Source organism: Pedobacter sp. (genome assembly GCF_045627485.1).
Classification (GTDB): Bacteria; Bacteroidota; Bacteroidia; order Sphingobacteriales; family Sphingobacteriaceae; genus Pedobacter.
In genome coordinates this window covers 25,566-39,785 of sequence record NZ_JAZQNU010000209.1, presented here as the reverse complement: position 1 = coordinate 39,785, position 14,220 = coordinate 25,566, and the positions used below count along the sequence as shown (strand labels likewise).

At 39.8% G+C, this 14,220-nt stretch carries 14 protein-coding genes; 4 read left to right on the top strand and 10 right to left on the bottom strand.

Annotation, left to right across the window (positions count from 1 at the left end):
- Positions 1 to 130 precede the first annotated feature (130 nt).
- Both ACR2F3_RS16410 and ACR2F3_RS16405 read left to right on the top strand, forming a co-directional pair.
- Positions 131 to 1,552: an ATP-dependent DNA helicase gene (locus tag ACR2F3_RS16410; RefSeq protein ID WP_432711068.1), complete on the top strand. Its 1,422-nt coding sequence runs from the start codon at positions 131 to 133 to the stop codon at positions 1,550 to 1,552.
- The gene (locus tag ACR2F3_RS16405) at positions 1,549 to 2,238 is read left to right on the top strand and encodes an MCP four helix bundle domain-containing protein (RefSeq protein WP_432711067.1); all 690 of its coding nucleotides are present in this window, start codon (positions 1,549 to 1,551) and stop codon (positions 2,236 to 2,238) included. The genes ACR2F3_RS16410 and ACR2F3_RS16405 overlap by 4 nt, the downstream gene beginning before the upstream one ends.
- 384 nt (positions 2,239 to 2,622) lie before the next feature.
- On the opposite strand, the gene ACR2F3_RS16400 is transcribed toward ACR2F3_RS16405, so the two are convergent.
- The 7 genes from ACR2F3_RS16400 to ACR2F3_RS16370 form a co-directional block, all read right to left on the bottom strand.
- Complete coding sequence (locus ACR2F3_RS16400; RefSeq protein ID WP_432711066.1) at positions 2,623 to 2,928, bottom strand: hypothetical protein; 306 nt, start codon at positions 2,926 to 2,928, stop codon at positions 2,623 to 2,625.
- A 250-nt stretch (positions 2,929 to 3,178) separates the two neighbouring features.
- Positions 3,179 to 3,913: an SRPBCC family protein gene (locus tag ACR2F3_RS16395; RefSeq protein WP_432711065.1), complete on the bottom strand. Its 735-nt coding sequence runs from the start codon at positions 3,911 to 3,913 to the stop codon at positions 3,179 to 3,181.
- Positions 3,914 to 3,985: 72 nt separating this feature from the next.
- Positions 3,986 to 5,218, bottom strand: a complete 1,233-nt coding sequence (locus ACR2F3_RS16390) for a peroxiredoxin family protein (RefSeq protein WP_432711064.1) — start codon at positions 5,216 to 5,218, stop codon at positions 3,986 to 3,988.
- A 75-nt stretch (positions 5,219 to 5,293) separates the two neighbouring features.
- Entirely contained in the window at positions 5,294 to 6,574 is a 1,281-nt protein-coding gene (locus tag ACR2F3_RS16385; protein WP_432711063.1) for a mechanosensitive ion channel family protein, read from the bottom strand.
- 314 nt (positions 6,575 to 6,888) lie between these two features.
- Positions 6,889 to 7,158, bottom strand: coding sequence for a hypothetical protein (locus ACR2F3_RS16380; protein WP_432711062.1), 270 nt, complete (start codon positions 7,156 to 7,158; stop codon positions 6,889 to 6,891).
- A gap of 93 nt (positions 7,159 to 7,251) precedes the next feature.
- Positions 7,252 to 8,751 carry a serine hydrolase gene (locus ACR2F3_RS16375; RefSeq protein WP_432711061.1) on the bottom strand — a complete coding sequence of 500 codons (1,500 nt, stop codon included), beginning with the start codon at positions 8,749 to 8,751 and terminating at the stop codon, positions 7,252 to 7,254.
- A 436-nt stretch (positions 8,752 to 9,187) separates the two neighbouring features.
- Positions 9,188 to 9,412, bottom strand: coding sequence for a CDGSH iron-sulfur domain-containing protein (locus ACR2F3_RS16370; protein WP_432711060.1), 225 nt, complete (start codon positions 9,410 to 9,412; stop codon positions 9,188 to 9,190).
- Between the two features lie 221 nt (positions 9,413 to 9,633).
- On the opposite strand from ACR2F3_RS16370, the gene ACR2F3_RS16365 reads away from it, so the two are divergent.
- Positions 9,634 to 10,386, top strand: coding sequence for an EcsC family protein (locus ACR2F3_RS16365; RefSeq protein WP_432711059.1), 753 nt, complete (start codon positions 9,634 to 9,636; stop codon positions 10,384 to 10,386).
- 38 nt (positions 10,387 to 10,424) lie between these two features.
- Here the strand turns inward: ACR2F3_RS16365 and ACR2F3_RS16360 are convergent, their stop codons facing one another.
- The 3 genes from ACR2F3_RS16360 to ACR2F3_RS16350 form a co-directional block, all read right to left on the bottom strand.
- Positions 10,425 to 11,408 (bottom strand): aldo/keto reductase, encoded by a 984-nt coding sequence (locus ACR2F3_RS16360; RefSeq protein WP_432711058.1) that lies wholly within the window; start codon positions 11,406 to 11,408, stop codon positions 10,425 to 10,427.
- Between the two features lie 425 nt (positions 11,409 to 11,833).
- Positions 11,834 to 12,487 (bottom strand): SGNH/GDSL hydrolase family protein, encoded by a 654-nt coding sequence (locus ACR2F3_RS16355; RefSeq protein ID WP_432711057.1) that lies wholly within the window; start codon positions 12,485 to 12,487, stop codon positions 11,834 to 11,836.
- A gap of 137 nt (positions 12,488 to 12,624) precedes the next feature.
- Positions 12,625 to 12,939 (bottom strand): Ig-like domain-containing protein, encoded by a 315-nt coding sequence (locus ACR2F3_RS16350; RefSeq protein ID WP_432711056.1) that lies wholly within the window; start codon positions 12,937 to 12,939, stop codon positions 12,625 to 12,627.
- A gap of 438 nt (positions 12,940 to 13,377) precedes the next feature.
- Here ACR2F3_RS16350 and ACR2F3_RS16345 point away from each other — a divergent pair, with 438 nt between their 5' ends.
- Positions 13,378 to 13,659 (top strand): hypothetical protein, encoded by a 282-nt coding sequence (locus ACR2F3_RS16345; protein ID WP_432711055.1) that lies wholly within the window; start codon positions 13,378 to 13,380, stop codon positions 13,657 to 13,659.
- The last annotated feature ends 561 nt before the right edge of the window (positions 13,660 to 14,220 follow it).

Genomic DNA, 14,220 nt, shown 5'->3' with positions numbered 1-14,220 from the left:
CAATAATAAATTACAGTGAGGAGCGGTACTGGGATCAAATTCCGGATCAAGGAGTAGAATGCTGTTCTTCATATTCATCTTAACAAAATTAATTCTTTTTTCTATAACCACACCATTGCATATTTGTAAAATGGATAAAGCTAGGATGATCGCCCAAACCTATCCTTTTACACCAACGGCCGAGCAGCTGGTGTTTTGCAAGGAAATGGCGGGTTTTTTACAGGACGAACTTGATGGCAAATGCTTTATTTTGAGAGGATACGCTGGTACAGGGAAAACCACTTCGGTGGCTGCCCTGGTAAAAGCACTGCCTGGTTTCAAACTACGGTCATCATTACTGGCACCAACAGGTAGGGCAGCAAAAGTAATGAGCAGCTATGCCGGTCGGCCTGCATTAACCATCCATAAAAAAATTTACCGCAAGCGGGTGGCAGTATCATTAGACATGTCTTTCCAGCTGGCCCCAAATCTGGCAGAAAATACCTTGTTTATTATCGATGAGGCATCCATGATAGCCGATGAATGGAATACACAAAACGGATCTTCTTTTCTCAAAGACCTCCTGGAATTTGTGTATAACCATAAAAACTGTGCTGTGTTATTTGTGGGCGATACCGCTCAATTACCACCTGTTGGAAGTATGGACAGTCCGGCATTGAATAAAAAATACCTGACCGACAATTTTCATTTAAAAGTAACCGAAATAGAGCTGCGTGAAGTGGTGCGCCAGGAACAGAAATCCGGCATATTAGCCAATGCCACCATGCTGCGTCAGCTTATTCAGCACGAGGTGGTTACCTTGCCAAAATTCATTACCAAGGGCTACCGCGATATCTTCCGAATGACAGGCTTGAAATTGGTGGAGGGTCTTGAATATGCATATAGCAAATTTGGTATAGAGAACTGCCTGGTGGTTTGCCGGTCTAATAAATCGGCAAATGTATATAACCAGCAAATACGTGCGCGTTTGTTATACCGCGAAGAGGAGTTAACTGGCGGCGACCAGATTATGGTGGTAAGAAACAACTATTTTTGGCTGCCCGACAGTGAGGCAACGGCATTCATTGCTAATGGCGACATGGCCAAAATCACACGGGTACGTAATGAAGAGGAACGTTATGGTTTCAGGTTCAGTGAAGTACAAATGGAGTTTCTGGATTATCCGGAGGCTGGTTCTATCACCTGTAAAGTGATGTTGGATACGCTGCAGGCTGAGACGCCTAACCTGTCGTATGAGCAAAATAAAAAGCTTTATGAGGGTCTGTCAGAAGATTACGCGCATATCACAAATAAGAAGGAACGTTTACTGGCCATTAAGCAAGATCCATTTTACAATGCATTACAAATTAAGTTTGCCTATGCAGTAACTTGCCATAAGGCCCAGGGCGGGCAATGGGATGCCGTTTTTGTAGATCAAGGCTATTTAACCGATGAAATGGTGGACATGGATTTCCTTCGCTGGTTATATACTGGTATAACCCGTGCGAAAAGAGAATTATTTTTAGTAAATTTTGCCCAGAACTTATTTACCACCCCAGAGGAAGACCTATGAAATTTGGCTATACCATTAAAAACAAAATGACCATCGCTATAATGCTTTTTTGTATTATGGCCTGTTCAATCCTGATTCGTATACTCGAAGACAGAAGTATTAAAGAAATGAACAATGCTTTCGTCTCCATGTATAACGACAGGCTGATTCCCGCTACAGACTTATTTCATATCGCCCAAAGTGTCTATTCTAAACGCTACCTGCTGGAAGAAGCTTTGTATAATACCGACTCGTTATTGGTGGACCATAGTTACTTGAAAAAGCAATTGAATGCGCACAATGAAAATATTGATTCCCTGGTGGCTAAATATGAACAAACTTACCTGATTAACCTGGAAAGGACGGAACTGGACGAGTTAAAAGCGCAACTTCAAGAAACCAAAGAGATAGAAAGCGAGGTATTGCTAAATAGCGACCGGCATTCTTTGGAAGCGGGAAGGAAGATTTTTGAAAGCCAGGGTAAAGAATCGTTTACAGAAAGTATCAATAAGTTATCGGAACTTACCAATATTCAAACCGTAGTAGGACAGGAGTTGATCAAAAATTCGGAGTTCGCCGTTTCCGGCTCTAAACTGTACTCCAGCCTTCAGATTGCCCTGGCTATCATCATCGGAATCTTAATTGTAGCTATTGTGTTTGCCTCCAATGTAGTCAAACTGCCAACAGATAAATTTAATTTAAATTAGTCTTTTACTGGTACCTTGTTTACCACAGCAGTAAGGTAAATTGCTGTGATGGCTATAATTATACTCAATGGACCTAGTATTAGTGCGATTTCTGCGTTACTCATTGTGCTGATTGAACTCATATCCTAAATTTTGCCATGAAGGTAAGAAAAATGACTGACCTTAAAAATTTACCTGGGCAAAAAGTATGAAAAAAGGGGCTGAACTTCCAGGAACGCCCCTTTTTAAGAGTATCGACATCCACCGATTAAGAATAATAATTCAAAATTACGGTAGTATGCACATCCAAAAAATGACGTATGTCACAATTTCATTAATGCCCTTGCTGTTAGTGTAATTTTTGTAACTCAACACCTGCAGTTCGCTGTTATTCGTGTTAATCGCTTAATTTACAAATGCACTACGTCTGCTGAAAAGATAGTTTTCCATCTCACTGGCCTGAATAATATTGGCCTGTAAGGTTCCAATGAGTTTGTCAATTCCTTTATCGGATTCGTTAATTTCTTCTACATACAACTGAACCTCATCTGAAAAGATATGATCATTCGTTAGTTTAAAATGCGCATAGGCATTTGAATACACTTCATTGAGGTGTTTTATGAAACTTAAACACTCTAACATATCAATGTTCAGATGATAGGCAGTTGAATAAAGTTCTTTCAACTCAGCTATCTTATCGTAGTTATTCATAATAGGATTTTTATAGTTAACAATTCATAATACCAATATATAAAATTTATTTATTAAATATTAAAACGCGGTAAATAAATAAAAAAATATTTTTTATCGACAAAACAGATCATAACAGGGTTTATAAATCGGCTACCGGCATTAGTAAACTGTGGCGTATACCACAATTTGTAAACTGTAAAATTAACCAGGCATAAAAAAAACGCGGAATGCATGTAGCAAACCGCGTTTATTAAGGTTAAATTGAGTATTATAATGCAAGTCCTGCAAATCTTTTAAAATCTGCCTGCTCTGCGTAAGACTTAAAATTCTGAATATCTTCCTGAATCATATCTTCAAATACACCGTTAAATAACGTGGCTAACCCACGTCCAACACTACCCGCAGGAGGGAAATAATTTATTTCAACAAGTATCTCTGTTCCGGTGCCACTTAAGGTGTCTTTAAATTCAACTTTACCTGCATTGTCAATCATCGAACCGGGTAAAGACTGCCAGCCGATATAGCTCCCTTCTTCTTCACGGGTAATTTCGGCATTCCAGCTTAAGCTGATAATGTTACCAGGTGTATTGGCTTCCCAGTGCGACTCATTATCATTAATGGTTTGCACCGATTTTAAGTGACCCATAAACTTAGGCAGGTTACTAAAATCTCTCCAGAAGTCGTAAACAGCAGATCTAGGTGCATTTACGATAATGGTTTCGGTAATGTTTATAGCCTCAGGATCTGTGGTGTCTTTTCCTAATTGTTTGTATACCGGACAAACGCCTGTTGCGCCACGGTATAAAAGCAATCCGGCTGCAGCTGTACCTAAAAGCCCAAGGATAGGATGTTTTGGGATGCTTCCCAAACTTTTAAGCAACAAATAGCCTCCGGCAACTACAGATATGCCACGTTCTCCAGAATCAATGTTTGGTGATTCATCGCCACTAAAGTTCAGATTCTTTACGGCATCAAATATTTCGTTTGTTATTGGCTTATTCATATTTCCAGTTTTGTTACTTATGAACAATATTATTGCTGGAAAGTTTTTTATCACCCGGAAATTATAGGTTATCTATTTGTCAGCCAGTAATTTATTTATCTTCGCTTCAAACTCTGTGATGTATTTTGTGTAATATTCGCCAGTTCCAGGACCATAGAAATCACTGGTAATTGAAACCACTTTGCCAGATTTATCTAAAATTATGGTGCTTGGGAACACCGATATCTCCGTAAGCTGCGGTAAGGTTTTCTCTGTTTTTTGAGGATCAGACAATTTTACCGGAGCCACCAAAATCGGATACTTCACATCAAATCTTTTCACCAATTTACCTAAGCTGTAATTCGTACGTTGCGGATCGGTTGTGTATTCGTAAGCTAGGCCGATTACTTCTACACCACGGTCTTTGTTTTTATTATAATACTCGGCAAGGTAAGCTGTTTCGTCAATACAGTTGGGGCACCATGACCCTAATATCTGTACAATCACCACCTTGTTTTTATACTTTTCGTCTAAAATAGATACCTGTTTTCCATTAATATCCTTAAAGCTAAAATTAAGGGTACCGTCTTCACCGTCTTTAAGGCGTAAGTTGGTATTCGCCTGTAAAGTGGCGTTTTCATCTTTTTTAGCTACCCAATTTTGCACTGGGGAGTTTCCACTGTATAATTTTCCATTAATCAGACTGTCTGGCGTTACTGTAGCATTAAATACCATGGCATAAACCCCGTCGAAGGTGGAGATCCATAACTGATCGCCAGTTACAATACCCGAAAGAAAACGGTAATCGCCAGAAGGGGTTAAAATAGAGCCACTAACTTTATTTCCTTCTTGTTTGAAATTACCTATTGCCGGACTAACGTTTCCGTTGCGTTGGAAATCAACTTTCCATTTACCTTGTACCTGGGCTTTTGCATCACCATTGGCAGCTGCAAAGCGGAAAGGAACACGTGATGATGCAGTAAACGGCATTACATTCGTTTTTTCACTTCCTTTTTTAATCCAGGTTCCTGAAAGGCTGTCTTTAGATATAATTTTTAATCTAAACGATGATTCAAACAGGGGCATATTGATAAACAGGGAGTCTTTTACCTGCCGCACATCATCAACCAGCATTTTTTCTGGTTCGTTAACCACATATAATTTCGTTTTTCCTTTTTCTTGCTCGATAGCCAGGTTGAAAACAATTTTCTTTCCGTCTTCACGGTGTAAATTGGCATTCCAGCTGCCTGTTTGTAAGGATGACTGTGCATTTACGGTAACAGAGAAAAGTGCGGTGGCTAAAAACAGCCCTATATTTTTATACATATTTAACGTCAAATTTATGATGGATGTAAATATATAGACTTTTAGGTATTTATATGTCATCAAGTGATCAAATCACTAGCTTTCAAGAAAACGTACCGGTTTAACATCCCCAGATCCTTCCAGTTCAAAGATTTCCAGGTCGAAATAACGCGCAGAGGCCAGCAGGTGATCAAATATATCTGCCATAATGTGCTCGTAATCAACCCATTTTGTAGTATTGGCAAATGCGTAAATTTCCAGGGGCAAACCATTGGCAGTAGGTGCCAGTTGCCTCACCATCATCGTCATCCGTTTATTGGTGCCGGTATGGTGTGCCAGATAGCTGTCAATATATTTTCTGTACAGGCCCGCATTGGTAAGGTTACGGCCGTTAATCAGTACCGATTTATCGGCACCCATGCGTTCGTTGTTTTTATCAATGTCTTTCTGGCGGTGGTCAATATAACTTTCGATGGCCTGTATCTTTCTATATTTTTCAATTTCCTCGGGCGTTAAAAATTTAATGTTCGATTGTTTGATATAGATTGCTCTTTTAATGCGTCGGCCACCAAACTCCTGCATGCCCCGCCAGTTTTGAAACGAATCCGAAATCAGGGCATAAGTTGGGATAGTGGTAATAGTTTTATCAAAATTCTGAACCTTTACGGTAGTGAGGTTGATTTCAATAACGTCACCATCGGCACCATATTTAGCCATGGTAATCCAGTCGCCAATACGCACCATATCGTTGGCCGTAACCTGTATACTGGCCACGAAGCCCATGATGGTATCCTTAAACATCAACAGCAGGATTGCTGAAATGGCACCCATAGCGGTGAAAAAGGTGATTGGCGATTTACCGGTCAGGATAGAGAATACCATCACTAAACCAATTATAAATAAGATGATCCGAATAACCTGGATATAACTATCGATGGGTTTACTTTTAAAAACCGGATGTTCGCGCAGGGTACTACCACATGCTTTTACCACCGTAACAATAATCCAGATGATAATGAGGATCATGTAGATATCGGCCAGTTTATTAAAATTCGCAATTGCATACGGAAAATCAGCCAGCACAATGGGAATTGCACCTTTTATGATAACCAGTGGGGCAGAGAGTGCCAGGTAATGTGCGAAACGATGTTCGAGCAGGTTGCCGAAAAAAGCGATTTTAGTGCGTTTGAAGATGTTAATCAAAGCAATGCGCAATACCCGTCGCACCACATAGTGGACAACATAAACAAGTACGATTACAATAAATAATAAGGTCAATAGGTTTACATATTCAGCCATTTCTTCAGAAACGCCCCATTTTACCAATTGGTCGTAAGTAAAACGGCTAATGCTTTTTACAGTGAATGTTCTGTTCATTAAAATTAAGGTAATAGGATATTCAGTACTAAAGGCAGCAGGATACTAAAAATAAATTGGAAAATCAAGGTTATACTTGCTTTCAATGCGATTTAGGACATGTTCTATGCTTTATGAATAGGGATTACTCATTTAAATTTACTGTTCTCCAGAATCAACACTGTAAGTGTGATGAAGAAAAGGAGGCGCATATTTTCGCTAAAAGAAGTGGATTGCTGCTGCTTTAAACACTATTTTATTTTCCTGTAGCCTGATGCTTTATAGGATTCGTGTTGAAATAGGTATGTTAGCGACAGCTAATCCGGTAAAGGGCATTAAACAACTTTGAATATAGCGTCGTAGGCTAACCTGCAGTCTTTGCCAATTTCCAATGGTAAGCCATCTTTAAGGTGAAGTTGGGGAACGCCTGACGTATTCTCAAAGAAACGGAAGTAGTTGTTAATAGTGTCTGTTTCACCAGTGAAAGGGTGAGTTCTTTCGCCAAACCATCTGTGATATTTCAAATCGATGGTTAACATTTGTTCTTCAAATTGTTGTTTTTTGGTGATGATTTCTGTTTGGGGTAGTTGTGTTGTATTAGTCATTATTTGCAATATACGAATAAATTTTACTAAATAAATGATTTACAGTTATTTGTGACTAGTAGATGTTATAGCGCCCTTTTGCCGATAAAGCTTTCAGTTTCCCGATAAAGCTTTCCATCGTTCTGCCGCATTTTTATTTTCGGGATTCAGGCTTAGCGACTTCTTATAGTTAATCAAAGCCTCTTTATTATTGCCTATGATTTCCTGCACTTCGCCCAGGCTATCGTAAACGTTAGCGCTTTGCGGATATAAACTTACATTAAGTTTAAAAATAGCCAAGGCATCATTAACCTTTTCCTGTTTTAACAATTGATAACCCCATTCATTAAGGTCATTTTCATTAAAATCGATAGTGGGCTCTGCCTTTTTTAGGTTTGCCATCACCTTCGCGGTGTTGCTGAAACCCGCTTTTAACAACCCGGTTCTTAATTTCTTTACCGCAGGAGGTAAGCCAAAACCATTGGCTTCCTTCATGTCAGGTATGTAGAAACCTGCAACTTCGTCGATTAATCGTTCAGGGTTGGCTCCCATTAAATTGCTGAGCACAACGATGCAGAGGTTGTCTTTAGGGTAGATGAAGAAAGCCGATCTGCCACCACCAACCGGGGCAACCGCCTGATGCTCTTCTCTTGTTACTGTAGGCCAGCCCAGGGCATAGCCATTTGTTAGTCCGTTGAAGCCTCCAATTTTGCCATTATTTAATTGCGCTGGCGTCCATAATGTAGTCAGGCTGTTATCATGTTTAAGCAGTTTGCCGTTGGTTAGGGCAATGATCCAGTTCGCCATATCTGTGGAGGTGGACAGGATACCTGCTGCCGTTCGGAAAAACTCCGGGAATTGCATATAGCCCACACCAGGACTGCTCATTCGCACGAAACTGTCGCCAACCTGCTTAGTCATTCTAAATGCACCAGCATAATTAGGTATCGCATCAAAAGAGTCACCAAAACGCGTTAAATTCATGCCCGCTGGCTTGAACTGGTGGTCTTCAATAAACTTAGTGAAGTGCATGCCACTTAATTTGGTAATGATCTTTCCAAGCAACACATAACCTGTCTGGTTATACCCAAACCGATCTCCAGCTTTGAATTCCATGGGCATCTTTTTCACTTGATCCAATGCAACCTGTTCAACACCATGACCCATAACCTGTTCATCTGCATCCATGATGTCAGGCAAACCGGAAGTATGGCTTAATACCTGCGCTAAAGATATTTTTTGCCAGTCGGCAGGCAAACTATCCAGGTGAAGCGACAGCGGGTCGGTCACTTTCAATTTACCATCTTCCACTAACTGCATAATGGCCACACCCACAAAAGCTTTGGTAATAGAGTTTACGGAGAATATGCTTTCGGGTTTGGTTTTTATCGAATGCTCCAGGTTTGCTAAACCATAACTTTCATTTTTGATGATTTTACCATCGCGGATTACAGCAAGCTGCAATCCTGGGATTTTTCGCTGCTCCATCAACCGATGGATGAAATTATCGATGCTATCAGCCGGGTGTTGTAGGTTTTGAGTTTGTTGCGCAAAGCTAAATAGGGGTAAAACTAATACGGTGATGAAAATAGCGAAAGAGTGTTTCAAGGTCATAATGTTTGGTTGTTGGTATTTTGATCTGGTTAGTGTCAGATTGTTACGCCAGGCTGTCAATAAATACGTAGAAGGGGACTGGTTGAAATTTGTGCAGAATTATGATCAAAGTTTTTTTAATCAAAGGCCGAAAAAGAGGGGGTATAGTCTTGGAGTTTTTCCGGGAGTCTCTAGGGGGTTGCTTCGCCCTCTCTTCGCCCTTGCGTCGCCCTCTCTTCGGCTACTGACGACTGAACCCCCTAGAGGGGGCGACCCAATACCTATGTGATAGTCATTAAATCGACTGTCGGACTTTGCATCTTAATATTTTTAACTGTGGCGGGTTCCAAAATATCCAAAACAGCAAAAAGCCTGTAATCTTCATCAGACACAGGCTTTTTACAGGAGCCCAAAGGCTTCAGCTTATAAGGTGTTAATTACCGTGGATCGCCACTAATTATACTTTTTTGGGAGGAAGGTCAAATGCAATCGCTTCATGCTCAAAGTGGCCGTTATGGGCGCCATCGCAAAAAGGTTTGTTTTTAGAAAGACCGCAACGGCAGATGGAAAGTACTTCGCGACCTTGTAAACCATAATTGTTACCATTTTTATCTACGATTTCGAAATCGCCCTCGATTCTTACAGAACCGTTGTTATTTATTGTTAATTTCGTTTTTGCCATGTGTTTAATATTTTAGGCGAAAATAGCATAAAGCCCGCTTAGAAGAAATCTAGATAACAGTTTAGAAGAATTCCTTTTAAGCACTGTTGCCAGCTTGTTTCCCCTGGGTAGGGGCGGCTTAACAACAATAGGAGGCTCATTGCCGCTATTAATTAAGGAAGGTGGCATTTTTGTTGTGTAATAATACCAAGCGAGTTTGCTCAAATAAAATAAATAAAGGCGTGACTGAATACGAAAACGAAGCTTATTTGCTACTGCAATTCTGGCAACTGAAGATGCAGAAGAAGCCTTCATTAACCAACAAGCTGGCGAAGGGTATACAAAACAGGATCAACAACGTGATCCCTGAAAAAGTGCATTATGCCATTACTATTACCATTGAAAAAATGGTGAAGGCAGTGCTTTTTGGTGCCAAATACACCACCACAGAGAAGTTGCCTCAGGAGTCATCGCTTTTGTTGAGAGAGAGTTATATCAAACAGCAAATTACTTTTTACCAGAAAACGGCATCTGTAGAGGGGGCTATTATAGGCACCGGGGGCATTTTGCTTGGATTGGCCGAGCTTCCGATTTTGATTGGCATAAAAATGAAATTGCTTTTTAACATTGCAGCGTTGTATGGCTTCGGTGTGAAAAACTATAAGGAAAGGTTGTATATCCTGTATATTTTTCAGCTTACTTATTCCAGCCAGCAACGGCGAAACGAAATTTATGCGCTTTTGAAAAACTGGGAAAACTACAGCTCGCAATTGCCTGAAACCGCTGATGAGTTCGACTGGCGCACGTTTCAGCAGGAATACCGTGATTATATTGATCTGGCCAAGCTGGCGCAGTTGATTCCTGTTATTGGTGCTGCAGTAGGGGCCATTGCAAATTATAAACTGCTTGCACAATTGGGCGAAACTGCTATGAATTGTTACCGGATGCGTGTTTTCAATTTAAAGAAAGTTGAAGGCGAGCACCATCAATGGTAATGTTATAACCCTCTGATTAATTCCTAAAATAGTTGAATTTACCTTCCAACACGCTTTTGATGAAGTGCGGAATAGCGTGCACCCTGTATCTGTATTTCGGAAGCAGCTGTATTAATTTTCGTCAGGTCATCTGGGCTCAGTTGGATGGCGGTGGCGCCAATATTTTCCTGCAGGCGGTGCAGTTTGGTGGTGCCGGGTATAGGAACAATCCAAGGTTTTTGTGCCAGTAACCAGGCAAGGGCAATTTGAGCCGGTGTAGCTTGTTTTTCCCCTGCAATGGTTTTAAGCCGGTCTACCAATTCGAGGTTGGCTTTCCTGTTCTCTTCTGTAAAACGGGGAACATCATTTCTGAAATCATTAGGGTCAAACTGTGTGAGGGCATTGATAGCCCCTGTTAAAAAGCCTCTTCCAAGGGGGCTGAACGGAACGAAGCCGATGCCAAGCTCTTCCAGTGCCGGCAGTATTTCCTGCTCTGGTTCGCGCCACCATAAAGAATATTCACTTTGCAGCGCGGTAAGGGGTTGTTCGGCATGTGCTTTACGGATGGTTTGCAGGCCGGCTTCAGACAAGCCCCAGTGCCGAACCTTGCCTTCTTCCATCAGGTCGTGTATGGCCCCGGCTACCTCTTCAATGGGCACCTCGGGATCGACCCGGTGTTGGTAAAATAAATCAATATAATCTGTTTTTAGTCTTTTTAAGGAGGCTTCTGCAACGATTTTAATCCTTGTGGGGCGACTGTCTAAACCTATGCCTGGTTTTCCTTCTTTAAAACCAAATTTGGTCGCAATCACCACCTGTTCACGGAAGGGGGCAAGTGCCACGCCCAGTAACTCTTCATTGGCAAAAGGACCGTATGCCTCTGCGGTATCGAAAAAGGTGATGCCAGCATCGAATGCGGCACGTAGCAGGTTTATGGCGTCCTGAATAACTGTTGGAGGGCCGTAACCGAAACTTAGCCCCATACAACCCAAACCCAATTCAGATACCTGTAAGCCGTTACTTCCTAGTGTTCTTGTTTTCATGATCTGTTGGTTAAGGAACTTAGTTTGTTAATCCTATTGTTCCTTATTTATATCACTGATAATAAGACAAATAAGGAGGCTTTCGGTTTTAATTAAATTGTTAATTAAATTTAAGGTGCAAGGCGGCAAGTTCCGGTTCTAAAAAGGCGCAATCATAGGCAGGGAAGGATATTTCACGCTGTGTAAATCGTTTACCATTAACCGCCTAACATCTGACTGCTGATAGAATTTTAGCAGGCAGATTCTGAATGCTTAAACGTCCATTAAGGAATAAAAAAGCAAGCATAAAAAAACACCCAACTACACTATGATGGGTGTAAAATTGGGTTTATTGATTGTAACTTATTGATTTCCATTTTCTTATGTGGACCCAAAAGACGCTACTTGACTAATTTCAAGTACAACCTGCCTAACGCAGACAACTTCTAAATAGCAGCCCAGATCATTTCGGCAATTGCCTTCATACCTTTGTCACCAGGGTGTGAAGCAATTCCATGATCCTCATATATTCCCCAAGCATAATTTGTCATATCAGTACCAAGCGATTTTAATGAGATGAATTCTGAATAACCAGCCATTACCTTATCAGCTGCTTCATTACCCCAAAAGGAACCTACGGCCATTATTTTAACATTTGGATTATTCGATTTTATAAGACTAATTAAATCTTTATACCTGGCATCAAAACCAATGGCTTCCTGAGTCACGTTTTCACCAATCCTAATTATAACAAGATCAGGCTTACTTTCTGTATAAGTTTTTAACTGGTTTAAATCGTAATTTTCGTAGTCAACCTCAAAGGCTGCAATATTTTTAGCCGTGATTTTTGCAGATGGATTTTCTGATATAAATTTACTTGAAAGAAGGTGCACAAAGTCAAACTCAGGCTTACTTGCTGCCATACCCCAATTTGCATTCCATCCAATCGCCTTATTTTCAGGGGCTTGGGTTATGCTGTTGCCCAGGATCAGAATGTTGGAATACTTAACTTTTGCTTCCACCACCTCAGGAGCATTTAGTTTTTCGCATGATGATAAGACAACAAGAAGAACTATTGAGGCATAGACGAAAATTTTCATATCCTAAAGATATGTAATTAAATAGAAATGACTTAACTATTAGTAATATCTACGATTGAATATGAAGTAATTTGAGGGTAGCGTATTCTATATGATGGGTAAACGTTATACTGGTTAGCCCAGTTCAACAATAGTTACTAATTTACGGTTACTTCGCATGTTCCGATGACGGTTGAAGTTTCATCATGTTCAACTTTAACTGTAAAATTGCCCTTCTTTATACCGAAGGCTTGTCCTGATCCATTTACATCACCCACCCTAACGTCGCTTGAATACCAAGTAAAATGTTCTACCTTTTGTTTGTCGCCTGCCATCGTTACGGAAAGCTGTTTTCTTTCTCCAACTTTCAAAGTCAGTTTAGTATCACTAAGCTTGAAGCTGGCATCTTCCTTCTTACATGAAGAAAGTGATAATGAGGTTATGACTAATATGGAGAGGATTAATTTTTTCATGCTGTAAAAGTATGTAATTAAATAGAAATGACTTAACTATTAGTAATGCCCTTTGTTCCTATGCAACGATAAAGCCATTAATTTGGACAATAAACTTCATTGTCAAATAGTCAACTGGCACGCCTATACGTGTGGGTGTAGGTTTGTATCAACTTTAGTAAGAATGTTATGGAAGTGATTACAGAGTTATCGAACAAAGGGGCACAATTCTTAATTCTAGAGGAGGGTTTGATTTAACGCGCTTACTCTTAACAGGAATGTTTCCAGATTTGAATAGTCTATTTTACAAATGTTGTTAACCATCACGACACTGGCAGGTTGCGTGTTAATATGTCTCACAATACGTAAAATTCATACTAAATCAGCATCAAATTAATTTGGGATATAACGTTGATAATTAGTTTACAATGTAACTTTATAAAACGATTCTTAATTGTATTGGAAGATGCTTCCAAAGAGTATTACGCAGCGGTTATAATTCATGAAGCAATTCATGCTTACTTTAGGACACATTCAGGTAATGACGAGGAAATAGAAGGAATGGATCACGAGAGGATGGCAATTAACTGCATTGACCCGACAGCACATTTTTTAAAAGAATTATATGGAATAAGTTATGTTGATGCATCTGCTTTAGAATGGAGAACTGTAATGCAAAATGACGCATATCAAGTTGCAACTAACTTCCAAGTATACGATGGTAGTAATGTGGTGTCGTAAAGTAAGCAAGAAATTGAACAAAAAGCAATAAATTATTTAGTAGGAGCTACAGGAAAACAAAAATGCGAATAAGAATAAACCTAACGATAATATTAATAGTACTTAGTTCTAATATATTCGCACAAGTCCCTTATCAGGCGTTAGAGAACTTCCATAAATTCACTATTGAAAGTATCAAAAAGAATCTTTTTAAAGATTCTACCGCATTCTATGCTTTTAACATTCAAATCGTAGTTGATAAGAATAAGGACTACATTCCAGTTATAACGAACAACAACGAGAATGTAGCCAACCAACTAATTGGTCTTGAAGCACTACAAACATATGATTATAAAGATTTGATGGGTGATAATGAGCGTGTATCATTCATAATGCCCGTTGCGATAATAATCTATGACACCAAATATAATAAAACAATGAGGTCTAACATAGATCTTACTATTTCGAAACTGTTCTATTATCCTATTAAAGACGACGATAATCTGAAAATTATATATTTATACCCAGTTATAATAGCCTTTGACAAAAAGATTTACCATTAACCGCTTAACATCTGCCTGC

What these genes read in the sequence shown, in the direction of transcription:
- ACR2F3_RS16355 (WP_432711057.1), bottom strand. Translation starts at nt 12,487, where the DNA reads ATGAAAATTTTCGTCTATGCCTCAATAGTTCTTCTTGTTGTCTTATCA.
- ACR2F3_RS16370 (WP_432711060.1), bottom strand. Translation starts at nt 9,412, where the DNA reads ATGGCAAAAACGAAATTAACAATAAATAACAACGGTTCTGTAAGAATC.
- ACR2F3_RS16360 (WP_432711058.1), bottom strand. Translation starts at nt 11,408, where the DNA reads ATGAAAACAAGAACACTAGGAAGTAACGGCTTACAGGTATCTGAATTG.
- ACR2F3_RS16375 (WP_432711061.1), bottom strand. Translation starts at nt 8,751, where the DNA reads ATGACCTTGAAACACTCTTTCGCTATTTTCATCACCGTATTAGTTTTA.
- ACR2F3_RS16350 (WP_432711056.1), bottom strand. Translation starts at nt 12,939, where the DNA reads ATGAAAAAATTAATCCTCTCCATATTAGTCATAACCTCATTATCACTT.
- ACR2F3_RS16395 (WP_432711065.1), bottom strand. Translation starts at nt 3,913, where the DNA reads ATGAATAAGCCAATAACAAACGAAATATTTGATGCCGTAAAGAATCTG.
- ACR2F3_RS16390 (WP_432711064.1), bottom strand. Translation starts at nt 5,218, where the DNA reads ATGTATAAAAATATAGGGCTGTTTTTAGCCACCGCACTTTTCTCTGTT.
- ACR2F3_RS16380 (WP_432711062.1), bottom strand. Translation starts at nt 7,158, where the DNA reads ATGACTAATACAACACAACTACCCCAAACAGAAATCATCACCAAAAAA.
- ACR2F3_RS16400 (WP_432711066.1), bottom strand. Translation starts at nt 2,928, where the DNA reads ATGAATAACTACGATAAGATAGCTGAGTTGAAAGAACTTTATTCAACT.
- ACR2F3_RS16410 (WP_432711068.1), top strand. Translation starts at nt 131, where the DNA reads ATGGATAAAGCTAGGATGATCGCCCAAACCTATCCTTTTACACCAACG.
- ACR2F3_RS16385 (WP_432711063.1), bottom strand. Translation starts at nt 6,574, where the DNA reads ATGAACAGAACATTCACTGTAAAAAGCATTAGCCGTTTTACTTACGAC.
- ACR2F3_RS16405 (WP_432711067.1), top strand. Translation starts at nt 1,549, where the DNA reads ATGAAATTTGGCTATACCATTAAAAACAAAATGACCATCGCTATAATG.